Annotated in this window: 19 protein-coding genes and 1 other RNA gene; 3 read left to right on the top strand and 17 right to left on the bottom strand. The window is 72.9% G+C overall.

Translation table 11 applies throughout. From position 1 onward, the window contains the following. Nucleotides 1–14: 14 nt before the first annotated feature. The 3 genes from RB150_05145 to RB150_05135 are packed head-to-tail and all read right to left on the bottom strand — an operon-like array spanning nt 15 to nt 1,657. Nucleotides 15–416, bottom strand: coding sequence for a hypothetical protein (locus RB150_05145; GenBank protein ID MDQ7819918.1), 402 nt, complete (start codon nt 414–416; stop codon nt 15–17). Continuing rightward, nucleotides 379–1,206, bottom strand: coding sequence for a ParA family protein (locus RB150_05140; protein ID MDQ7819917.1), 828 nt, complete (start codon nt 1,204–1,206; stop codon nt 379–381). Before RB150_05140 ends, RB150_05145 begins: the two co-directional genes overlap by 38 nt. 58 nt (nt 1,207–1,264) lie before the next feature. Next, nucleotides 1,265–1,657 (bottom strand): hypothetical protein, encoded by a 393-nt coding sequence (locus tag RB150_05135; protein MDQ7819916.1) that lies wholly within the window; start codon nt 1,655–1,657, stop codon nt 1,265–1,267. Nucleotides 1,658–1,860: 203 nt separating this feature from the next. On the opposite strand from RB150_05135, the gene fbp reads away from it, so the two are divergent. Next, nucleotides 1,861–2,994, top strand: a complete 1,134-nt coding sequence (gene fbp / locus RB150_05130) for a fructose-1,6-bisphosphate aldolase/phosphatase (protein MDQ7819915.1) — start codon at nt 1,861–1,863, stop codon at nt 2,992–2,994. 201 nt (nt 2,995–3,195) lie between these two features. On the opposite strand, the gene RB150_05125 is transcribed toward fbp, so the two are convergent. The 5 genes from RB150_05125 to RB150_05105 all read right to left on the bottom strand — a co-directional run bounded on the left by RB150_05125 (nt 3,196) and on the right by RB150_05105 (nt 8,729). Continuing rightward, nucleotides 3,196–3,357, bottom strand: a complete 162-nt coding sequence (locus RB150_05125) for a hypothetical protein (GenBank protein MDQ7819914.1) — start codon at nt 3,355–3,357, stop codon at nt 3,196–3,198. Between the two features lie 18 nt (nt 3,358–3,375). Further along, nucleotides 3,376–4,752: a CCA tRNA nucleotidyltransferase gene (locus RB150_05120; GenBank protein ID MDQ7819913.1), complete on the bottom strand. Its 1,377-nt coding sequence runs from the start codon at nt 4,750–4,752 to the stop codon at nt 3,376–3,378. Next, complete coding sequence (locus RB150_05115; GenBank protein MDQ7819912.1) at nt 4,749–6,062, bottom strand: S41 family peptidase; 1,314 nt, start codon at nt 6,060–6,062, stop codon at nt 4,749–4,751. The genes RB150_05120 and RB150_05115 overlap by 4 nt, the downstream gene beginning before the upstream one ends. Nucleotides 6,063–6,143: 81 nt before the next feature. Then, nucleotides 6,144–7,250 (bottom strand): tRNA 2-thiouridine(34) synthase MnmA, encoded by a 1,107-nt coding sequence (gene mnmA / locus RB150_05110; protein ID MDQ7819911.1) that lies wholly within the window; start codon nt 7,248–7,250, stop codon nt 6,144–6,146. Between the two features lie 135 nt (nt 7,251–7,385). Next, nucleotides 7,386–8,729, bottom strand: coding sequence for a replication-associated recombination protein A (locus RB150_05105; GenBank protein MDQ7819910.1), 1,344 nt, complete (start codon nt 8,727–8,729; stop codon nt 7,386–7,388). A 144-nt stretch (nt 8,730–8,873) separates the two neighbouring features. On the opposite strand from RB150_05105, the gene RB150_05100 reads away from it, so the two are divergent. After that, entirely contained in the window at nt 8,874–9,164 is a 291-nt protein-coding gene (locus RB150_05100; protein ID MDQ7819909.1) for an HU family DNA-binding protein, read from the top strand. Nucleotides 9,165–9,226: 62 nt separating this feature from the next. Here RB150_05100 and ssrS read toward each other — a convergent pair. The 3 genes from ssrS to hisS all read right to left on the bottom strand — a co-directional run bounded on the left by ssrS (nt 9,227) and on the right by hisS (nt 12,169). Next, nucleotides 9,227–9,410, bottom strand: a non-coding RNA gene (gene ssrS / locus RB150_05095) — 6S RNA. 153 nt (nt 9,411–9,563) lie between these two features. After that, on the bottom strand, nt 9,564–10,898 hold the full coding sequence (gene aspS / locus RB150_05090; protein ID MDQ7819908.1) for an aspartate--tRNA(Asn) ligase: 1,335 nt from the start codon (nt 10,896–10,898) through the stop codon (nt 9,564–9,566). Next, entirely contained in the window at nt 10,895–12,169 is a 1,275-nt protein-coding gene (hisS, locus tag RB150_05085) for a histidine--tRNA ligase (protein MDQ7819907.1), read from the bottom strand. Before hisS ends, aspS begins: the two co-directional genes overlap by 4 nt. Before the next feature lie 164 nt (nt 12,170–12,333). Between hisS and RB150_05080 the strand changes: the two genes are divergently transcribed. Next, entirely contained in the window at nt 12,334–13,041 is a 708-nt protein-coding gene (locus tag RB150_05080) for a nucleotidyltransferase family protein (protein MDQ7819906.1), read from the top strand. Nucleotides 13,042–13,092: 51 nt separating this feature from the next. Here RB150_05080 and RB150_05075 read toward each other — a convergent pair whose 3' ends face one another. The 6 genes from RB150_05075 to recJ all read right to left on the bottom strand — a co-directional run bounded on the left by RB150_05075 (nt 13,093) and on the right by recJ (nt 22,473). Beyond that, complete coding sequence (locus tag RB150_05075) at nt 13,093–13,719, bottom strand: histidine phosphatase family protein (GenBank protein ID MDQ7819905.1); 627 nt, start codon at nt 13,717–13,719, stop codon at nt 13,093–13,095. A gap of 47 nt (nt 13,720–13,766) precedes the next feature. Then, nucleotides 13,767–14,939 carry an aminotransferase class V-fold PLP-dependent enzyme gene (locus RB150_05070; protein MDQ7819904.1) on the bottom strand — a complete coding sequence of 391 codons (1,173 nt, stop codon included), beginning with the start codon at nt 14,937–14,939 and terminating at the stop codon, nt 13,767–13,769. 28 nt (nt 14,940–14,967) lie between these two features. Beyond that, a complete protein-coding gene (locus RB150_05065) occupies nt 14,968–16,158 on the bottom strand; it encodes an aminotransferase class I/II-fold pyridoxal phosphate-dependent enzyme (protein ID MDQ7819903.1) in 1,191 nt (396 codons plus the stop codon). A gap of 92 nt (nt 16,159–16,250) precedes the next feature. Then, nucleotides 16,251–16,673, bottom strand: coding sequence for a nuclear transport factor 2 family protein (locus tag RB150_05060; GenBank protein MDQ7819902.1), 423 nt, complete (start codon nt 16,671–16,673; stop codon nt 16,251–16,253). 41 nt (nt 16,674–16,714) lie between these two features. Next, on the bottom strand, nt 16,715–18,919 hold the full coding sequence (locus RB150_05055) for a bifunctional (p)ppGpp synthetase/guanosine-3',5'-bis(diphosphate) 3'-pyrophosphohydrolase (GenBank protein MDQ7819901.1): 2,205 nt from the start codon (nt 18,917–18,919) through the stop codon (nt 16,715–16,717). Continuing rightward, a complete protein-coding gene (recJ, locus tag RB150_05050; protein ID MDQ7819900.1) occupies nt 18,916–22,473 on the bottom strand; it encodes a single-stranded-DNA-specific exonuclease RecJ in 3,558 nt (1,185 codons plus the stop codon). The genes RB150_05055 and recJ overlap by 4 nt, the downstream gene beginning before the upstream one ends. Nucleotides 22,474–22,516: the final 43 nt, after the last annotated feature.

The following is a 22,516-nucleotide window of genomic DNA, read 5'->3' as shown; positions in this document are numbered from 1 at the left end:
CGGGGCGGCGGAGGTCACCAGAGGTGCTTGAACTTCGCTGCGAAGCGGCGCTCCAGCTCCTCCTGGTGCAGGCCGTAGATGGGGCACTCCCGCAGCCGGCAGACGTGCAGGGCCTGGTTGCAGAAGGCGTCGGGGATCTCCCAGCACCGGGGGTTGACCAGGTAGGCGGCGCACACCCCCCGGCGGGGGTGCAGGGTCATGGGGCCGGGGCCCGGCGCCGCCTCCGGGGCGGGCGGCGCCGCCGGAGGCTGCACCAGGCGGAGCAGGGGCCGGTCCGGGGCCCGGGAGGCGCCCTCCCGGGCGGCAGGCTCCCCGCCGGGGTCCGGGGCCGGGGACGTCAGCTCGGCCAGCTCCACCGAGGCATCCTGAATGAAGGCCCTAATGCCGCGCCGCAGCTCCTCGCGCTCTTTCCTCATGTAGTCGCACGACCTCCCGGGCCAGTTCCATGTACTCCTGGGCGCCCCGGGACGAGGGGTTGTGGACGAACAGGGGAACGCCCACCATGGACGACTCGACCAGTTTGATATTGAAGTGGATCGACGTCTGGAACACCTTGTCCCCGAAGAAGTCCTTGATGCCCTGCAGGATCTCACGGCTGATGTTGGTGCGGGCGTCATACATGGTGGGCAGAACTCCCAGGATCTCCACGTGGTGGCCCACCTCTTCCCGCACCATCTTCAGGGTGCGCAGCAGCTGACGCATCCCCAGCAAGGCGTAGTAGTGGGTCTGAATGGGGATGATCACCTCATCGCTCGCGACCAGGGCGTTGAGGGTCAGCAGGCCCAGGCTGGGCGGCGTGTCCACGAAGATGTAGGCGTAGTCTCCCAGGACCGGCCCCAGGCGCCTGCGCAGGGAGTTCTCCCGGCCGATCCGCGGGGCCAGCTCCAGCTCCGCCGCGGCCAGGTCGATGGAGGAGGGGGCCAGAAAGAGGTTGTCCACGGTGGTGGGCACGATGACCTGGGGCAGAGTGACCTCCGCCCCCTCGTCATCGCTTCCCACCAGCACGTGATAGACGGTGCGCTCCAGGCCGGCCGGATCCACCCCCAGGCTGACGGTGGCATTGGCCTGGGGATCCAGGTCGATGACCAGGGTCCGCCGCCCGCTCACGGCAAGGCAGGCCGCGAGGTTCACGGCCGTGGTCGTCTTCGCGCAGCCGCCCTTCTGGTTGACCAGCGCGATGACCCGGGCGGATCCTGTCTCGGTCACGCCGTCCTCCCGCGCCCGGCGGCGTCCTCGAACCGGGCCGCCGCGTGCGCGTCCGTCCTCACCGACCGGCTGCCGGCCCCGTCTGCTGCCGGAGGTACCACTCCAGGCGCCGCTCCACCGCGTCCACCACCGCCGCGGCCGCCGCGTCCTCCAGGGGACCGCCCCGTCCCAGGGCCGCGCCCACCAGGTTCTCCGCGCCCCGGCCCGTCTCCACCGCCAGGTGGACGACCACCAGGGGCCCCGCCGCGACCTGCTGCACCACCACCCGCCGCAGCGTGGCGGCCACACCCGCCGGCAGGATCTGGCCGAGCGCCGCGGCGGTCGCCTCGGCCGCCGCCCATACGCCCGCCAGTTCTCCGGGAGGGCGCTCCGCGCGCGCCGTCAGCCCGGCCTCTCCGTGGAGCACCGTCACCGTCGCCGCCACGCGATCGGGCGTCCGCTCCACACGCACCCCTGCCACCCGAACCCCCGCCACCGTGTTCCCCGCTGCGCTGGTCAGGGTACGGCGCGGACCTGCGGGGGGAGACAGGGCACCGTTCCCGTCGTTCGCATGCCTGTTCGACTCCGCGCGGAGGTTTTCCTCTCTGAACCCCCGGTGCTACAATGGCCCCGAATCCGCGACGCGCCGGCGCAGTACGGGGGGAGGCGGGAGGCATGCGGCTGACGGTGAGCGTGATCAAGGCGGACATCGGCGCCATCGGCGGACACACCCTGCCCAGCGACGAAGTCCTGGGGGAGGTGCGGGACCGGGTGATGCGCGAGCGCGGCCGGCTCCTCATCGACGCGTTCGTCTACCACACCGGGGACGACATCGCCGTCGTCATGACCCATACGCGGGGCGTGGACCATCCCGACATCCACCAGCTGGCCTGGGATGCCTTCCGGGCCGCCACCGAGGTGGCCCGACGGCAGGGGCTGTACGGGGCCGGGCAGGACCTGCTCAAGGACGCCTTCTCCGGCAACGTGCGAGGGCTGGGGCCGGGGTCGGCCGAGATCGAGTGTGAGGAGCGCCCCAACGAGGCCGTGGTCATCCTCACGGCGGACAAGACCGAGCCCGGCGCCTTCAACCTGCCCCTGTACCTGGTGTTTGCCGATCCCATGTACTCATCGGGCCTGCTGCTCTCGGAGCCCCTGCACCCGGGGTTCACCTTCCGGATCATGGACGTCGACCACACGGCCGGGGACCGGCTGATCACCCTGGACGCCCCCGAACGGCTGTACGACATCGCGGCCCTGCTGCGGGACACGCACCGGTACGTGATCGAGTCCATCTGGTCGCGGGCCTACCCGGGCGAGCAGGCGGCGGCGGTGAGCACGTCGCGTCTGCGGAACATCGCCGGCCGGTACGTGGGCAAGGACGACCCCTGCGCAGTGGTCCGGGTGCAAAAGATCTTTCCCGCCACCGAGGAGCTGGGGCCGGCGTTCGCCCTGGGTCCCTACGTGGCCGGCGACACCCGCGGCAGCCACAACCTGCCCCTGATGCCCGTCCCCATGAACACGCCCGCCTCCACCTTCTTCTGCTGCCCGATGGTCTGCGGGCTCGGCTTTTCGATCCACGAGGGACGCCTCACCGGCCCGACCGACCTGTTCGCCGACCCCTTCTGGCACGCGGTCCGGGATCGGATTGCCGCCAAGGCGATGGAGATGCGGCGGCAGGGGTTCTTCGGACCGGCGATGCTGCCCATGTCCGAGCTGGAGTACGGCGGGATCGTGGCCCGGCTGCGGCGGCTGGAGCAGGAGTTCGTGGTGCGGAGCGAGCCGGCGGGCGCCCCCGTCCGCTCGGAGTGACGGCGCTGGAACGTGAGAGCGTTGAACCGCCGGACGGGGCGGGGTGCGGAGATCGCGCAGATCGGGCAGATCGAGCACACTGTAGATCGAGCAGATTGAGCAGATTGGGCAGATTGAGCAGATTGAATCGGGCGGATCGCGCAGATTGCGTAGATCGCGTGATGGCGCAGATCCGAGGGGGGCGCCGCGGGTGCGCCAGCGTCAGTGCGCGTCCGAGCGCCCGTCGGATCCCTGTTCCTCCTTGAGCACGGTGGTATCCAGCAGGCGGATCAGACCGGGCAGGTAGCGGGGCAGCAGAGCCCCGATGACGACAAACAGGACCAGCAGCGTCAGGAACAGGTACACGGTTCCCAGTTCGGTCACGCCGGCATCACCCTCCAGTCAGTTCCCTGCGCGTCCGCCCTGTCCTCCTCCGTCCCCCGCGGGCGGCGCCTGCACAGGATGTCCCGCCGGGGCGGAGAGGGGAAACATCCGCCGGACGAACTCCACCGCCTCCTCCCGCGTGGCGATGCGGCCCTCCAGGCGGGCGTCCTCCACCGCGTCCAGGATCTCCCGGAACCGGGGCCCCGGAGGGTAGCCCAGGGCGATCAGGTCGTCTCCCGTCAGCAGCCGCGGTCCGGCCGGGCGGGCGAGCAGGCGCTGGCGGGCCTGCACGGCCCACCGGTACACGCTCAGGTCGCCGTGACTGGCCAGGCAGTCGGCGCGGTGCAGCTCCAGGTGGTCGGCCGCTGCGGGGGCCAGCAGGAAGCGGGCGGCCCGGGCCGGGCGCATGCGCGGCAGGTCCCGGACCCGCAGGTGCTCGCGCACCAGCTCCACCACCCGGGCGGTGTCGTCCGCGGAGAGCCGGAGGCGGCGGCACACGCCCTCGGCCAGCTCCGCCCCCACCCGGTCGTGCTCGTGAAACCGGATGCGGTCGGTGCGGGTCAGGGTCGGCGGCTTGCCGATGTCGTGGAGCAGCGCCGCCAGCGCCAGGACCGGGGAAGGGTCGGTGAGGTGCTCCACGGTCAGGACGGTGTGGGTGAACACATCGCCTTCCGGGTGGAACTCGGGCGGCTGGGGGACCCCGACCGTCGCGGCCACCTCCGGCAGCACGGCCCGCAGCAGTCCGGTTTCCTGCAGCAGCCGCACCCCCCTGCCCCGGCCGGGGCTCGTGAGCAGGCGCACCAGTTCGTCGCGGATGCGCTCCCAGCTGACCTGGGTGATCTGGGGCGCCCGGGCCGCGATGGCCTGCCGGGTCTGTTCCTCCAGGTCAAACCCCAGCTCCGCCGCCAGCCGCACGGCCCGCAGCATGCGCAACCGGTCCTCGTCGAATCGCGCCTCGGGGGGGCCGATGGTGCGGACGAGGCGCCGGGCGATGTCGGCCCGCCCGCCCACGTGGTCGACCACCTCGCCGGTGAGCGGGTCGTAGAGCAGACCGTTGATGGTGAAGTCGCGCCGCTCCACGTCGGTCCGGGGATCGGCGAATTCCACCCGGGTGGGATGGCGGCCGTCGGCGTAGGGGCCTTCGGCGCGGAAGGTGGCGACCTCGTAGCGGTGGCTGTCCAGGGTCACCACCACCACGCCGAACCGGGCGCCGACCAGGTGCACCTGCGGGAACAGCGCCGCCACCGCCTGGGGCGGGGCGTCGGTGGCCACGTCGTAGTCGTGAGGCTCCCGCCCCATGAGGAGGTCGCGGACGCACCCGCCCACCCAGTAGGCCCGGTGGCCGGCGGCCCGCAGGGCCCGGACCACCGCCTCGGCGCCCTCCCGCAGCGTCACGGCCCCCGCCTCCCCGCCAGGATGGCCCGCAGCACCACCAGCGCCCGCTCGGCCGGAAGATCCCGGGGGCTGCCGATGGGCGCATCGCCCATGGGCACCGGAACATCGGGGGTCAGGCCCTCCCGGTCAATGGACCGGCCCCGGCGGGTGTAGTATCGGGCGGTGGTCAGGCGCACTCCCCACCCGTCGCGGAGGGGAAAGATGGTCTGGACGGTGGATTTGCCGAATGTCCGGGAGCCCACCAGCGGCACGCCCTCGTCCTGCAGGGCCCCCGCCACGATCTCCGCGGCGCTGGCCGAAAACAGGTTGACCAGCACCACCACAGGACCCGCGAACCGCCGGGCCCCGGGCGTCACCGGCAGCGGGGTGAGGGCGTCGCGGCTGTGCTCCATGGCCACGATGCCATCGGCGAGAAAGAGGCTGGCCACCGCCACCGCCTCATCCAGCCATCCCCCGGAATTGTCCCGCAGGTCCACGATCACCCCATTGGCCCCGGCGGCCAGCAGGCGCAGCAGCGCCCGGTCGGTGTCGACCCCCGCCCCTTCGGTGAACTCCAGCAGGCGCAGGTAGCCGATGCGGCTGTCGACCATGCGCCAGCGCACCGGCGCCTCCCGCACCACCTCCCGCCGCAGCGCGACGACCCGGGGCTCGGCAGGCCCGGTCCGCACCGTCACCACCACGGAGCTCCCCGCCGGCCCGCGAAGCCGGGCGGCCGTCTGGTCGGCGGTCTCGGAGGCGGTGGGCCTGTCGTCCACCGCCATCAGGACGTCCCCGGGGCGGATGCCGGCCCGGTCCGCGGGACCCCCGGGCGTGACGTCCAGGACCGTGATCTCTCCGCCGACCCTCTCCACCTGGACGCCCACGCCGCTGGTCTCCCCGCGGAGGTCCCGCATGTACAGGGCGAACTCGGACGGGGGAAAGACAGCGCCCTGAGCGTCGTCCGCGGTCCGGACCATCGCCCGCAGGACCGCCGCCAGGATCCGTTCCGCATCCCGGGGAGCCAGGGTCACCACGGCCTGGACGTAGGCGGCCACCGCGTCGAGGTCCCGTTCGGGATCTCCGCTCAGACCAGGCGGCTGGGTCCGCGACGGGCCGGCGGGCAGGGAGCGGCTGGCGGCGGCCAGCGCCTGGGCCAGGACCGCGTGCTCGGGGGGCGGGGACAGGGCGTGGTCGCGGATCAGGACGGCGGTCTCCCGGACGAGGACGCCGGCGAGGTCCGCGGGCGGGCCGGCCAGGCCGGCCGGGCCCACCGCGGCGACCTCGACGGCCGCCAGGATGGCCACGCAGGTCAGGCGACGCAGCGTCAGCACCGTTGAATCGGCGGGGCTCCCGCGGACCCCCGGACGCGCTCGCGATGACTGGGGTGCCCGGCCCCGGCCACGGACAGACGTCTAGACAGGCAGGGCGGCGCGGAGGTGCACGGTGTCGATGGTGCCCCCGCCCAGGACGATGTCCCCGTCGTAGAAGACCGCCGCCTGACCGGGCGAGGGGGCGCGCTGCGGCCGGCTGAAGCGCACGGTCACCTGCCCCGCCTCAGGGCCGGGGACGGCCTCCGCAGTGATGTCCTGGCCGCCGTGGCGCACCCGGACTTCCACGCGCCGCGGAGCATCCAGGCCCTCCACCGCCACCCAGTTGACGTCGGAGGCCACCAGCCCGTCCGCCTGGAGGTCGTCGGGCCCTCCCACCACCACGGCGTTGCGCGAGGCGTCGATGGCGACCACGTAGCGCGCCGGCCCCCCGGCGACGCCCAGGCCTCGCCGCTGGCCCACCGTGTACCGCCCGATGCCCCGGTGCTGGCCCACCACGCGCCCGGACGTATCCACGATCGGTCCGGGGTGCAGCGCCTGGGGCCGCAGCCTCCCCACCACCTCGGCGTACGACCCCCGGGGGACGAAGCAGATCTCCTGGCTGTCGGGCTTGTCGGCGACGGGCAGGCCGAACTGCCGGGCCAGGGACCGGGTCTGCTCCTTGGTCATCTCTCCCAGGGGGAAGCGCACCCGGGCCAGCTGGGCCTGGGTGAGGCCGTACAGCACGTAGGACTGATCCTTGCGGGGGTCGCGCCCCCGCCGGAGCACGTAGCGGCCGGTGGACGGGTCGCGATCCACCCGGGCGTAGTGGCCGGTGGCGACACCGTCCATCCCCAGGGCCTCGGCCCGGGCCAGCAGCAGGGAGAACTTGATGGCCTGGTTGCAGGCGATGCAGGGGTTGGGGGTGCGGCCGCGGGCGTACTCGTCGGCGAAGCGGGCGATGACCTCCCTCTCGAACTCCTCGCGCATGTTGAGGACATAGTGGCGGATGCCCAGGCGGCGGGCGACCGCCCGGGCGTCCTCCACGGCCGCGACCCCGCAGCAGGCCCGAAAGGCGTCGTCGGGCTCGGGCAGCCACGCGGGCCACAGGTTCAGGGTCACCCCCACCACCTCGTGGCCCTGGGCCGCCAGCAGCGCGGCCGCCACCGAACTGTCCACGCCGCCGCTCATGGCGACGACCCACCGACCCATGGCGACCCTATCATACGCGCAAACGACGGTGCGCGAAAGCGCGGACACGCGACCACGGGGTCCGAGGGAGAGGCTCTCGGATCCCGGATCTTTGTCGTGGTCTGGCAGTCGCTTCGGACGGAGGCGATGCGAGGCTCACTCGGGGGCGTAGGACTTCAGGCCCTTCCACCAGGCCTGCAGGCGGCGGCGCACCTCGGCCTCATACCCCCGGGACGTCGGTTCGTAGTAGGTGCGGCCGGCGACGGCCTCGGGCATGTAGGTCTGCGGCACGAAACCCTCCGGGTGGTCGTGGGGGTACTGGTAGCCGTGGCCGTGACCCAGAACCCGGGCTGCCTGGGGGTGACTGCTGTCCCGCAGGTGGACGGGCACGGGCTCGGCGCGGCGCTCGCGTACGTCCCGCATCGCCGCGCCGATGGCGCGGACGACGGCGTTGCTCTTGGGGGCGGTGGCGATGTAGATGGCCGCCTCGGCCATGGGAATCTGGGCCTCCGGCAGGCCCACGAACTCCACCGCATGCGCCGCCGCCGTGGCCACCACCAGCGCGAGGGGATCGGCCAGGCCCACGTCTTCGGCGGCGTGGATCACCATGCGCCGGGCGATGAACCGGGGGTCCTCCCCCGCCGCCAGCATGCGGGCCAGCCAGTACACCGCCGCGTCGGGGTCGGAGCCGCGCAGGCTCTTGATGAACGCCGAGATGTGGTCGTAGTGGGCGTCACCCTCGCGGTCGTACACCAGAGCCCGGTGCTGGGTGGCGTCCTGGGCGGCCCGCAGGGTGACGCGGCGCACCCCCCGGGCGTCGGGCGGCGTCGCCAGCGCCGCAACCTCCAGGGCGTTGAGGGCCACCCGGGCGTCGCCGTTGCTGGCGGCCGCCAGGTGGGACAGGGCGTCGTCATCCACCTCCACCCGCAGGGCGCCCAGCCCGCGTTCGGAATCCCGCACCGCCCGAAGCAGCAGGGTGCGGATGTGGTCCTCCGAGAGCGGCTCCAGCCGGAGAACCCGGGAGCGCGACACCAGGGTCGGGGTGACCTCGTAGAAGGGGTTCTCGGTGGTGGCCCCGATGAGGATGACGGTGCCGTCTTCCACGTGGGGAAGCAGCACGTCCTGCTGGGCCTTGTTGAAGCGGTGAATCTCGTCGATGAACAGGATGGTGCGCCGGCCGTACAGCGCCCGGCGGTCGCGGGCGCGGGCGATGACCTCCTTGAGATCGGCCACGCCGGCGGTGACGGCGTTGACCTGCTCGACCTCCGAGCGGGTGGCCCGGGCGATGATGTGGGCCAGGGAGGTCTTGCCGGTGCCGGGGGGGCCGTACAGGATCAGGGAGGTGAGTGCGTCCCGCTCGATGGCCTCCCGCAGGACCCGGCCCGGGCCCACCAGGTGCTCCTGCCCCACGAACTCGTCCAGGGTGCGGGGACGCATCCGGGCGGCCAGGGGCGCGTCCGCCGGTACCCGGTCCCGCTCGTCCTGCCGGAACAGCTCCACCGGCCTCACCCCGCCAGTGATCGTAGCACACCCCGCCCGGCCGCGCCCGGGGCCGGGGCCGGGGGCAGGAAAATCAGGCGGGGTGCGGAAATCCCGCATCCGGACTGGACGCGGGTGACCGACACTGAGTCAGGAGGGGTGCGCATGCCCAAGTCGATGACCAAGGCCAAGATCGCCGAGTATCTGGCCGACAAGCTGGACGTCCCCCGCAAGACCGCCATGGCGTTTCTGGACGAGCTGGCCCAGCTGGCCTACCGCGAGGCGAAGAACTCGTTCACCCTCCCCGGACTGGGGAAGCTGGTGGTGGTGAACCGGAAGGCGCGCATGGGGCGCAATCCGCAGACCGGCGAACCGATCCGCATCCCCGCCAAGAGGGTCGTCCGCTTCCGCATCAGCAAGGTGGCCAAGGAGGCCATCCTCGGCAGCGAGAAGTAAGGCCTCATCCTGGAAGACCGCGAGGGGGACGTGGCCACCGCCGCGTCCCCCTCGCCCCATCCTCCCGCCGTGCCGTCGGGTCGCCGTTCCCGATCCTGTCTCTCAACAGGTGGGTGCCCTCCTGGCCGCTTCCGACGTCCCCAAGCCGCCCACCGGGGCGGGAGGCCTGTCGTCCACGGTCAGAGGCGGGCTCCCGGTGTCATGAGTGTTGGGTCGGAACGTGTGACCCACACGCGCACGGCAGGACCCCGCGTCCACCCGTATCGTACCCCCGGCGCCCCCCGGGCGCAAGCCCCGCCCCGGGGGGAACTACGTTGAAGGTTGGACGTTGAAGGTCGAAGGCTGAAGGCACTTCCCCTCTTCCTTCTTCCCTCTTCCTTCTTCCCTCTTCCCTTTTCCCTACGGATACAGCCTGGTGGGCCCGCGGTAGATGAACGTGACCTCCCGGATGCTGGGCTGGCCCAGCAGGATCATCAGCATGCGCGCCAGGCCGAACCCGAACCCCCCGTGGGGCGGGCAGCCGTAGCGGAAGAAGTCCAGGTAGAACTGCAGCGGCTCCAGGCTGAGGCCCTTCTCCCGGGCCTGGGCCACCAGGATCTCGTAGCGGTGCTCCCGCTGAGCGCCGGTGGTGACCTCCACGCCGTTCCACAGGAGGTCGAAGCTCCGGGTCAGGGATGGCCGGTCGGGGTGGCGCATGTGGTAGAAAGGCCGGACCTCGGCCGGGTAGTCGGTGACGAAGACAAAGGGGTGTCCCAGCTCCCGCACGGCGTACTCCCCCAGCAGTCGTTCCCCCGCGGGGTCCAGGTCGGGCCGCTGGGGGGTGTGGCCGCGGCGGGCCACGATGCGCAGGGCCTCCTCCAGGGGGATGCGGGGAAACGGGACCGACGGCACCACCACCTCCACGCCGAAGGTCCGGTGGATGGCCTCCCCCAGGCGGTCGCGGGTGACCTGCAGGACGTACTGCAGCCACCGCTCCTCGAACGCCATGACGTCCTCGTGGGAGTCGATCCAGGACATCTCCACGTCCACGCTGGTGAACTCGGTGGCGTGGCGGGGAGTGAACGACGGGTCGGCCCGGAAGGCCGGCCCGATCTCGAACACGCGGTCGAAGCCGGCCGCCATGGCCATCTGCTTGTAGAACTGGGGGGACTGGGCCAGGTACGCCGGCCGGCCGAAGTACGACAGCTCGAACAGCTCCGCCCCGGACTCGCTGGCGCTGCCCATGAGTTTGGGCGAGTGGATCTCCAGGAACCCCTCCCGGATCCAGTACTCGCGCATGGCGTGCTCCACCACCGTCTGCACCTGGAAGATGAGCAGGTTCTCGGGGCGGCGCAGGTCCAGAAAGCGCCAGTTCAGGCGGACGTCGGGGTTGGGCTCCTCCGCCCCCGAAGGATCGAGGGGCAGGATCCGGTCGGCCAGGCCGTGGACCGTCAGGTCCCGCAGGCGGATCTCCACCCCGCCCAGTTTGACGATGGGGTTCTCCTCCACCACCCCGACCACCGCCACCGCCGACTCGCGGGTCAGGCCGCTGATGGCGGCATTGAGGGCGGCGTGCTCCACAGAGCGCTCCACGGTCACCTGGGCCAGCCCCGTGTGGTCCCGGAGGATCAGGAACTGGACGCGCTTCTGGTCCCGGATGGCCCGTACCCATCCGCAGACGCGCACCGTCCGGCCCACGTGCTGGCGCAGGTCGCGGATCAGGACCCGGGGCAGGGTCGGGGCGTTCACGGTCATGGCGCCTGCCGGGCGGCCATCAGGTGGGCCACCAGATCGTCCAGGGGCACGTCCTGCTGGGCGCCGGCGCGCATGTCGCGGACGCCGGCGCGCCGCTCCGCCAGCTCCTGGTCGCCCAGGATGACGGCGAACCGGGCGCCCACCCGGTCGGCCTGTTTCATCTGAGCCCGCAGCCCCCTCTCCCCCACATCGCCCATCGCCCGCAGCCCCGCCGTGCGCAGCCGGTCCAGCAGCCGGAACGCTTCCCGTCCGGCCGCGTCGCCCACCGCGGCCACGTACACGTCCACCCCGTCCGCGGCGGCGGCGCGGGGGACCTCCAGACCCTCTGCTTCCAGGACCAGCAGCAGCCGCTCCAGCCCCAGGCCGAACCCCACCCCCGGCACCGGGGGTCCGCCCAGCTGCTGGGCCAGCCCGTCGTAGCGTCCCCCGCCCAGGACCTGGTGCTGGGCTCCTCCCAGACGGCCCGAGTGCACCTCGGCGGCGGTGCGGGTGTAGTAGTCCAGCCCCCGGACGATGAAGGGATCTTCGACGTAGGGAATCTGCAGCAGGCCGAACAGCTCCTTGACCTGCTCGAAGTGGGCGCGGCAGTCAGGGCAGAGGTGGTCGGTGATGCGGGGGGCGTCGCGGGCCACCGCCTGGCAGCCCGCCTGGCGGCACTCCAGGACCCGCAGGGGGTTGACCTCCAGGCGGCGCCGGCAGTCGTCGCACAGGCGGTCCCGGTGCGGGCGGAGGTACTCGCGCAGCCGCTCCACGTAGGCAGGGCGGCAGGCCGGATCGCCGACGCTGTTCAGGCGGACCACCACCTCGGTCAGCCCGAGGGCCTGGACCAGCCGGATGGGCAGGCTGAGGACCTCGACGTCGGCCAGGGGCGAGGCCGAGCCCAGCACCTCGGCGCCGAACTGGTGGTGCAGCCGGTAGCGGCCCTTCTGGGGCCGGTCGTAGCGGAACATGGGCGCGATGTAGTACAGGCGCACAGGCTGGGGCCAGGAGGCCATCCCGTGCTCCAGGTAGGCGCGGACCACCCCGGCGGTTCCCTCCGGCCGCAGGGTGAGGCTGCGCCCGCCGCGGTCGGTGAAGGTGTACATTTCGTGCTCCACGATGTCCGACGTCTCCCCCGCGGTCCGCAGGAACACCTCGGTGTGTTCCACCGGCGGGGTGCGGATCTCCCGGTAGCCATAGCGGGCCGCAAACTCCCGGATGAGGGCTTCCAGCGCCTGCCAGCGGGGGGTCTCGTCGGGCAGGATGTCGTGCATGCCCCGGGGGGCTTTCATGACGGCTCCACCGATATCGGGATCGGACCGGCCCTGGCCGGCCACACAGAGACTCCCGCCCCGCAGCCGGGACGGGAGTCGGCTCGAATGGATTATACTGGCAGGTGTCGGCGCTGTCAAAGCACTGCGGCCCGCCGCAGGACGGGCCGTCCGGAGGTGACGCAATGTACGCCATCATCCTGGCGGGAGGCAAGGGCGAGAGGCTGCGGCCATTCACGTCGGACCGGCCCAAGCCCATGGTGGAGGTCCTGGGTGTCCCGATCCTCGGCTACCAGCTCCAGTGGCTGCAGACCCAGGGCGTTACCGACATCATCATCGCCTGCGGCTACCGCCATGAGGTGATCCAGGACTACTTCGGGACCGGCGAGAAGTGGGGGGTGCGGATCCGCTACGCGGTGGAGTCGCAGCCCCTGGGTCGGGGGGGCGCCCTGAAGATGGCCCTGGGCCTGGTGGGCGAGGGCGAGGACATCTGCCTGGCCACCAACGGCGACATCATCACCAATGTGCGGATCAAACCCCTCCTCCAGACCCACCGGGCCAGCGGGTGCGTGGCCACCGTGGTCCTCACCCCCTTCATCAGCCCCTACGGGATCGTGGAGGTGGACGACGAAGACCGCATTGTGGCCTTTCACGAGAAGCCGGAACTGCCCTACTGGGTGAACGCCGGCATCTACGTGCTGGCCCGGGAGATTGAGCCGCTGCTGCCCGACCAGGGGGACCACGAGGACTCCACCTTCCCCCGCCTGGCCAGCGAGCGCCGGCTGGCGGCGTTCAAATCCCGGGCCTACTGGCGGGCGGTGGACACGGTCAAGGACCTCTCCGAGGTCCACAAGGAACTCGAGCAGCGGCTGATGACGAGTTTTCTGGCGTAAGAGGGAAAAGGGAAGAGGAAGAGGGAAAAGGGTCACGACTGCTGGTGGTGGTCATTTGCCCTCGACCTTCCACGTTTCCACGCTCGTCGGGAATCCGGGGTTGAGGCGCACCAGCACGGTGCCCCAGGGCGTCTCCCGGCATGTGGCCAGCGCTCCCGTGGGCACCTCCAGCGCCCGCATCGCCCGCAGGGGGGCGCCGACCAGCCGGCACAGCAGGGCGGCCAGGGGGTCCTGGTGGGACACCATCACCCCCACCCCGCCCCGGCCGGCCCACTCCCGGTAGGCGGCTTCCATCCGCTCGGCCACCTCCTGAAGCGTCTCGGCGCCGGCCAGGGAGAACAGGTCGGGCGCCTGCCGCCACAGCTCCCACCGGCGCGGGTCGGCCCGGCGGATGGCGTCGATCTCCATCCCCTCCCAGGGGCCGAACGCCCACTCCAGCAGCCGCGGGTCCGGGACCACGGCCAGGCCGTGGGGACGGGCGATGATCTCGGCCGTCTCCAGGGTGCGTTCCAGGGGGCTGCTGGCCACCCACGCCAGCGGCTCCCCCCTGAGCCGGGCGGCCAGGCGCTCCGCCTCCTCCCTGCCCTGCCGGTTGAGGTGCACGCCCGGCAGCCGGCCGGCCAGGCGGTTGCGGCCCGGCAGCAGCCAGTCGTGCATCCCGTGGCGGACCAGGTGCACGGTGGCTCCGGCGGGCGGGGCGCGATCGGGGACCCCTGACATCCGGCTCATCGGATGCCGGCGCGGTCCAGGTCGGAGAGGGCCCGCACCACCTGCGCGCACTCGTCGGGCGTGTTGTAGAAGTACGGCGACAGGCGGACGATCCCCGGGCGGGCATCCACCACGATGCCCTGGCGGGCGAGGGCTGCGACCACGGCGGAGGGATTCTCGCGGGGCACGGTGACGATGCCGGCCAGGTTCTCGACCTCACCCGGCACCCGCGGGCGCAGGCCCGCCCGGCGGGCCTCCTCCACCAGGAGGCCCACCAGCTCCACCTGGCGCCGCCGGATGCGCTCCACGCCCACCTCCGCCACCATCTGCGCGCCGGCGCGGGCGGCGTACACGGCCGCCACGGACGGCGTGCCCCCCTCAAAGCGGCGGGCGCCCGCCGCATAGGTGAACGTCCGGACGTCAAAGGCGAAGGGGTCCCGGTGGGCGAACCACCCCACGCTGCGCGGAGCCAGCCGCTCGGCGACCTCACGCCGGGCGTACAGGAAGGCGATGCCCGGCCCGCCCAGCAGCCACTTGAGGCCGCCGGTGACCAGGAAGTCCACGCCCGCGGCGCGCACGTCGATGGGCAGCTGGCCGACGGCCTGGTAGGCGTCCACCAGGCACAGCGCGCCCTGCCGGTGGGCCACCTCCGCCAGCGCCGCGATATCCTGGATGGCGCCGCTGGTGAAGTACACGTGGGAGGCCACCAGCAGCTGCGTGCGCCGGTCCACCGCCCGGCGGTAGGCGTCCACGGGCACCGTGAGGCGGTCCGGACTGCGGACCACGTCCACCTGCACCCCCTCCGATTCCCGGACCAGCCACTGGTACACGGTGGTCGGGAAGTCCAGGTCCGAGGCCACCACCCCCGGCCGGTCGCGGTAATCGAACGCGCTGGCCACGGCCGCCAGGGCGGCGCTCACCGAGGGGAACAGGGCCACCTCGTCCGGATCGGCCCCCACCAGCCCCGCCACCACCGTCCGCAGGCGATCGCTTTCCGGCAGCCAGCGGGCGTACCACGACGCTGCGCCCCGCTCGTGCCACTCCCGCAGGAACCTCTGCACGGCGTCGGCCACCCGGAGGGAGAGGGCCCCCAGGGAACACGTGTTGAGGTACGTGGTCCGCCGCAGGATCGGGAACTCGGCCCGGTAGGCGTCCCACGTCGGGGGCGGGGAGGGGGCCTGCGGGTCCACGGCGCCGGGCCTCGGTGGGGTGGACGGGTCAGCGGAACAGGCTGCCGGCGGCGGCCGGCAGTCGGGCCAGGCGGCGGTCGACCTCGTCCAGGGTCTCGTCCCGCTTGGGAAACGCGAAGCGGACGTAGCCGCGCCCCAGGGAGGGCTCGTGGAAGAAACTGCTGCCGGGCACGGCGGCCACCCCGATCTCCTTGACCAGGGTGTGGGCGAAGGCCACGTCGTCGGGGGTGAACCGGTCGATGGCCGCCATGATGTAGTAGGCGCCGCGGGGAGGCAGGCAGCGGAAGCCGTACCGCTCCAGGATCTGCAGCAGGCGGTCCCTCTTGCGGCGGTACAGCGCCGCCAGGTCGGTGTAGTAGGTGGGGGGAAAGGCCAGGGCCGTGACCGCCGCCTCCTGCAGGGGGGCCGCGGCGCCCACCGTGAGGAAGTCGTGGGCCTTGCGAATCCCCGTGGTGAGGGCGGGGTGACGGCAGATCGCCCACCCCACCCGCCACCCGGTGACGCTGTAGGTCTTGCTCACGCTGTTGATGGTCACCGTGCGCTCGGCCATCCCCGGCAGCGCTGCCAGGCTGACGTGGGTGGCGCCGTCATAGAGCAGGTGCTCGTACACCTCGTCGGTGACGGCCACGGCGCCGTAGTGGCGGCACAGATCGGCGATCAGCTCCAGCTCGGCGCGGGTGAAGACCTTGCCGGTGGGGTTGTGGGGGGTGTTGACGATGATGGCCCGGGTGCGGCGGGAGAACGCCCGGGTCAGCTCCCCGGGGTCGAACGCCACCTGGGGGTCGTCCAGGTGCAGCCGCACATAGCGCGGCGTGGCGCCCGCCAGGATCGCGTCGGGGCCGTAGTTCTCGTAGAACGGCTCGAAGATGACCACCTCGTCCCCGGGATCCACCAGCGCCAGGAGGGTGGCCATCATGGCCTCGGTGGCGCCGCAGGTCACGGTGATGTGCTGCTCGGGGTCCACCTCCAGCCCGTTGTACCAGGCCACCTTCGCGGCGATGGCCTGCCGCAGCCGCGGCGAGCCCCAGGTGATGGCGTACTGGTTGTACCCCTCCCGCAGCGCGCGCGCGGCGGCGTCCAGCAGGGCGGCGGGCGGGTCGAAGTCGGGAAACCCCTGGGCCAGGTTGACGCCCCCGTACTCCAGACACAGGCGCGTCATCTCCCGGATGACCGATTCGGTGAACACGCCCACCCGGGCGGCGGCGATGCGCTGGGACACCGGCGACCCTCCTGGATCCGGCGTGCCGCAGCGGCACGGACCGGCTGGTACTCTCCTACTGTTAGACGTCGCCGGGGCCGGCCCTGCCGGGATCAGTCCTGGCCCAGCAGCTGGCGCACCAGCTCCCGGGCGTCGAAGTAGACCCGCTGGCGGATGATCTTGCCGTCCTGCACGTCGATGAACATGGCGAAGTCGTGCCGGTAGGTGCGGGCCGCCGTGGGAATCCGGCCGGGGATCCGCAGGTGCAGGGTCTTGTGGCGCCCGGTGACGGTCCCCTCCACCGCCGCCGTGTTGCCCTGGATGACCACCACCCGGTAGGCGCTGGTCTCCTCCCAGTTGTCGAAGAACGACTGGTACGCCCGGCGGATCTGGGCCTTGCCCTCCACCCGGGGGCTGGCGGGAAACTCCAGGACGGCGTCCTCGGCGTACAGCGCCATCAGCGCCTCCAGGTCCCGGGCGTTGACGGCGCGCCGGTGCACCTCCAGCAGGCGGGTCAGATCGGTTCGGGACGCCATGGGATCTGCTGGCCGCCGGCCCGGCGGGGCCGGGGGGCCGCCTAGCCGTGCAGCACCCGCTCCACCGAGTACACCTCGGGAACCCGGCCCACCTTCTCCATCACCGTGTGCAGCTGGGCGAGGCTGCGGATGTCCAGGACCACGTTGATCACGCCGATCTTGTCCCGCCGCACCCGGGCGTTCACCGAGACCACGTTGGTCTTGGTGTCGGCGATGGCGGCCAGGATGTCCTTGAGCAGGCCCACCCGGTCAAACGCCGCCACCTCGATCTCCACCGGGTAGCTGCCCTCGGGGATGGACTCCCACTCCACCTCCAGGAAGCGCTCCGGGTGCGCGCCCAGCGCCTTGACGTTGGGGCAATCCTGGCGGTGAATGGCCACCCCCCGCCCCCGGGTCACATAGCCGATGATGCGGTCGCCGGGCAGCGGGGTGCAGCAGCGGGACAGACGGGTGAGGACGTTGTCCGCCCCGCGCACGCGCACCCCTCCCGGCGCCGCCGGCCGCGGCGGCAGGGGGGCCGGCTCGCCGCCCGCCTCGGCCGGCCGGGCAGCATCCGGCGGCCGCAGGGCCTGCACCACCTGCAGCAGGGAGACGTCGCCGTTGCCCAGCGCCGCCAGCAGGTCCTCGTCGCCGGCCAGCCCCAGGCGCGGGGCGACCTCCCGCAGGCGCTCGGGGCGCAGCTGGGCCAGCAGCCCCAGCCGGCGCAGCTCCTTCTCCAGCATCTCCCGCCCGCGCTGGATGTTCTCCTCCCGGGCCTCCTTCTTGAACCACTGGCGGATCTTGGCGCGGGCGTTGGTGGTGACCACGAATGTCAGCCAGTCGCGGCTGGGGCGGCCCTCGGTCTTGCTGGTGAGGATCTCGACGATGTCGCCGGTGCGCAGCCGGTGGGACAGGGGGACCAGCCGGCCGTTGACGCGCGCCCCCACGCACCGGTGGCCCACGTCGGTGTGGATCCGGTAGGCGAAGTCCACGGGGGTGGCCCCCGCCGGCAGGTCGATCACGTCGCCCTTGGGGGTGAAGACGAACACCTCGTTCTGGAAGAGGTCCATCTTCACCGATCGCACGAACGCCCGGGCGTCCTGCAGCTCCGCGTGCCACTCCAGCAGCTGGCGCAGCCAGGCCAGCTTCTGCTCGAACTCCTTTTCGGCCGGCCGCCCTTCCTTGTACTTCCAGTGGGCGGCGATGCCGTGTTCCGCCTCCCGGTGCATCTGGAGGGTCCGGATCTGGATCTCCAGGGGCTCGCCCTGGTAGAGCACGGTGGTGTGCAGGGACTGGTAGCCGCTGGTCTTGGGGTTGGCGATGTAGTCGTCGAACTCCCCGGGGATGGGCTTCCACAGCGAGTGCACCACCCCCAGGGCCGCGTAGCAGTCCTTGACGTCGTCCAGGATCACCCGCACCCCGAGCCGGTCGTAGATGCGGGCCACCGGCTGGCCGGCGTACTTGGGCCGCTGCATCTTCTTCCAGATGCTGTACACGTGCTTGGGCCGGGCGGTGATGCGGTCCCGGGCCACCCGGACGCCGGCCCGGTTCAGCTCCCGGTGCAGGGTGTCGGCCACCTGCTCCAGGAACTGGGCACGGCTGCTTTCGGCCTCGGCCAGCTGGCGGCGGATCTCCTGGTAGGCGTCGGGCTGCAGGACCGCGAACGCCAGGTCCTCCAGCTCCCGCTGGATGCGGCCGATTCCCAGGCGTTCGGCCAGGGGGGCGTAGATGTCCAGGGTCTCCTGGGCGGTGCGCCGCTGCTTCCACTCGGGCAGGTACTGGAGAGTGCGCATGTTGTGCAGGCGGTCGGCCAGCTTGATGAGGACGATGCGGATGTCGCTGGCCATGGCCAGGAACATCTTGCGCAGGCTTTCGGCCTGCCGCTGCTCCCGGCTCATCCACTCGATGCGGCCCAGCTTGGTGACCCCGTCCACCAGCGCGGCGATCTCGGGACCGAAGTGCTCCTCCACCTGCTGGAGGGTCACGCCCGTGTCCTCGGCCACGTCGTGGAGCAGCCCCGCGGCCACGGTCACCGGGTCCAGGCGCAGCTCCACCAGGACGGAGGCCACCGCCACCGCGTGGGTGATGTAGGGGTCCCCCGATGCCCGGGTCTGCGCCCGGTGCGCCTGCTCGGCGAACAGGTAGGCTGCCCGTACCACGTCCAGGTCGGCCCGCGGGAACTGCTCCCGCAGGCGGGCCAGCAGCTGCTGGACGTCCGCCGGCAGGTCCGCAAACACGCCCGACTGTCGGGCCTGCAGCCACTTCACCGCGGGATGCCTCCGTCCGCCGGCCCGGCCGCCTCCGTCAGAATGTCCACCAGCGGCCCGAACGCCCACCGGGCCACGTCGGCGGCCGCCGCCTCCTCGCGGCGCCCTTCGGCGTAGCGCAGCGATGTGGCCAGCTCGCGCCGCCCCCCCGGGACCAGCGAGATCCGCCACCGCTCCCCGTCGTACTCGCGGGTCAGGACCCCGGCTTCGGCCAGGATCTCCAGGCCGACGGAGGCCGTCCGGGAGCCGATGCCCGCCTGGCGGAGGTCGGCGGCCAGCCCCTCGTCGGGCCAGCTCATCTCGCCCGCGCGCTCCGCACGCGCCCGCACCGCCCGGTACAGGGCAGCCAGGACGTCCCGGGCCGGGTGCCGGGCGGAGACAGCGGCCCGCAGGTCGCCGACGTCCTCCCGCCGGCAGGCCAGCGTCACCGCGGCCTGCCGCCCGTCCCTCCCGGCGGCGGCGATCAGGTCCACCAGGTCTGCCCGGTGCGCCGGGATTCCCGCCACCACCATCTGGCGGAGGTCCACAGGGACGGCGCCCGGCAGGTCGGCGGCCACCAGGGTCCGGATCTTGCCGTCGGCGAGCAGCTGCTCGATCACCTCCCGCACCCGCAGCGGCAGGCCATCGTGATAGTAAGCCACCTGCCCGCCGGCGGCCTCCCGCAGGCGCCGCGCCAGCTCCACCGCCTGCGGCCGCGTGCCCACGTACACCACAGTCTTCTCCCCTCGCCCGGCGATCCGGGCGATCATCTCCTCCCGCTCTGCGGCGGCGATCCCGCGGCGGTCCACCAGCCCCAGCTGCGGCCGCACGGCCTCGTCCCGGACGACCTCGGCCGCCCGCATCCACCGGCGGACCGCGTCCGCCCGGCCTCCCAGGACCGCTGCGGGCCCGCCCGCCGCGTCCAGATCCAGCGTAGTACCGTCTATTGTAGGTTCGCAATCCACCACAAGCAAAGACGGGCGCAGCTCCACCTCCGCCTCGCCCGCGAGGGTGGCGCGCAGATACTCCAGGCTGCACAGGACGACGGCCGGTCCCTCGCGGGCCACGCCGGCCAGCCGCTGCCGCGCCCGCCACCCCAGGGCTCCGTGGGCGCGCGCGCAGGAGATGCCCAGCCTCCGCAGGCGGGGCGCCAGGCGCTCGTACCACCGGTCCACCTGGCTGGCGAGCGGTACCGCCAGCACCGCCAGGCCGCATCCGGCCGCCGCCCAGCACGCCCCGGCGACCCCCATCACCGCCCGCCGCTCGGCGGCCGGCCCCACGACTCCCGCCACCGGGCGCCCCGACAGCAGCAGGTCCACAACGCGTCGCTGGACGTCCCGCAGCGGCCGGTCCCCCAAAAGGTGCGGGCGGAGGCGGTCCACCAGCGCGTGCGGGGGGTCTCCCGCACAGGCGACCCGCCGGGGCCCGAGGTCCCCGGCGTCGTCCTGCCTGTGCACGGAGATGTTCAGGCCGTGAGGGCGGTCCCCGCCGCCGGTGACCTGGGCGACGGTGACGGCGTAGCGGACGCCGGCGTCCAGCGACGGCGCGATCCGGCCGGCCAGGCGGGCGCTGAGGTAGCCGACGGGGACTCCGGACGCGGTCAGCACCTGCACGGCATGGGGGTCGTGGGGGTTGCGCGGCTCCCGGCGCAGGCGCAGCGCGTCCCCGGGCCGCAGACCTGCCACCACCTGCTGGCGGCCCTCGAACGTGACCCCCACCACCTTGGTGAAGAATGCCTCCGCCTGCTCCACGGCCCGGGCGTCGTCGGCGAGGTAGTCGGCGGCGCGGGCGAACAGCCTCTCCAGGAGCAGCCGCCCGTCGCTGAGCACCTCGTCCAGATCCAGGCCGGGGGCCACCAGGTCCCGCACCACCAGGTGCGGCCGCGGCGGATCGGTCCAGGGGTCCACGGCGAGGGCGCCCGCCAGGTCCACCGTGGCGCGGGTGAACGCCAGCACCTCGGAGGCGTCGCCCATGTGGAACCCCACCGCCTCGGCGTAGGACAGGCCGTCGGTGACGCCCAGGCGCAGGTGCTGGCCGTCGCCGACCGCCCGGGTGGCGAGGGCCACCAACCCCCGGCAGGCCAGGATGGGTTCCGGGTTGCCCGCGCCGAACGGCTCCATCCGCCGCAGCTGTTCGGCCAGCTCGAGGGTGAGGTCGGACAGACGGATCTCGGCGTCGATGGTCAGAGTGGGGACCAGGTCGTCGGGCCGGAGGCGGGCCGCCACCGCTCCGGTGAAGCGCCGGGCGAACTCCTCGATCCGGTCGGCCCGCACCTCCACCCCGGCGGCCTGGGCGTGTCCCCCGTATCGTTCCAGCACGTCGGCGCAGTCGGCCAGCGCCTGGACCAGGTGGAGCGCCGGAATGCTGCGGGCCGACCCCCGGGCCCGGCCTTCCTGGATGGTCAGGACCACCGCCGGCCGGTAGTAACGCTCACAGAGCTGGCCCGCGACGATGCCGAGGACGCCGGGATGCCACCCCTCTCCGGCCACCACCACGGCCGGCGCCCGCTCCAGGCCTCCGGCGGCCACCTGCTGGAGGGCCTGGTCCAGGATCTGGTCGCACAGGGCCCGGCGCTGCTGGTTGAGGGCGTCCAGCTGGCCGGCCAGCGCGCCGGCCTCCGCCGGATCCTCGGTGGTCAGCAGCCGCACCGCGGCTGCGGCGTCGGCCAGACGCCCTGCCGCGTTCAGCCGCGGGGCCAGGATGAATCCCACGTGGCGCGCGGTGATCTCCCCCGTCAGTCCGGCCGCGGCCGCCAGGGCGGCCAGGCCGGCGCACGGTCCGGTGGACAGTCTGTGCAACCCCCACCGGGCCAGGATGCGGTTGGGTCCGCGGAGGGGCACCACGTCGGCGATCGTGCCCACCGCGGCCAGGTCCAGCACGTCGGCCGGCAGGTCCGGCACCCCCAGCCGGCGGCGGACTGCCCGCAGGAGCTGGAAGGCCAACCCCGCGGCCGCGTACTCCCGGAAGGAACCCGGCGCGTCGGCCCTCCAGGGGTCCACCACCGCCGCAGCCGCCGGGAGGCGGTGTCCGGGCTGGTGGTGGTCCACGACGATGACCTCCTGCCCCCGGGAGACGGCCCGGGCCACCTCGTCCACGGCGGTGACGCCGCAGTCTACGGTCACCACCAGGCGGTGGCCGTCGTCTGCCAGGGCAAGAAGGAGCGCGTCGCGCACTCCGTAGCCGTCCCGCAGCCGGTGGGGGATGAGAAAGCGCACCGCCGCGCCCACCTGCGCCAGGCCCCGCAGGAGGATGGCCGTCCCGCAGACCCCGTCGGCGTCGTAGTCGCCGTAGACGGCGATCGGCTCCCCGCGTCGCACCGCCGCCGCCAGGCGGTCGGCCGCGCGGGGAATGTCCACGATGCGCTCGGGATCCTCCAGGTCGTCCAGGGGGCAGTCCAGGAACCGCCGGGCCTGGGCGGGAGCCGCCTGGCCGCGGGCGCAGAGGATGCGCGCGGCCACCGGGTGGAGGCCCAGCGCCCGCGCCAGGTCATCCGCCTGCGGGGCAGGCGGGAGGACGACCCACCGCGCGGGTGGGCCGTCCCGGAGAACGGTGCCGGGAGGGATGAGCGAACTCACCGGCGAACGGGGCGGCGCCGCCGGGTCCGACGGACGACCCGGA

This window comes from Armatimonadota bacterium, from assembly GCA_031081675.1.
Classification (GTDB): domain Bacteria; phylum Sysuimicrobiota; class Sysuimicrobiia; order Sysuimicrobiales; family Kaftiobacteriaceae; genus Calidihabitans; species Calidihabitans tengchongensis.
The sequence above is the reverse complement of the archived record's forward strand: the minus strand, read 5'-3'. Positions and strand labels throughout refer to the sequence as shown.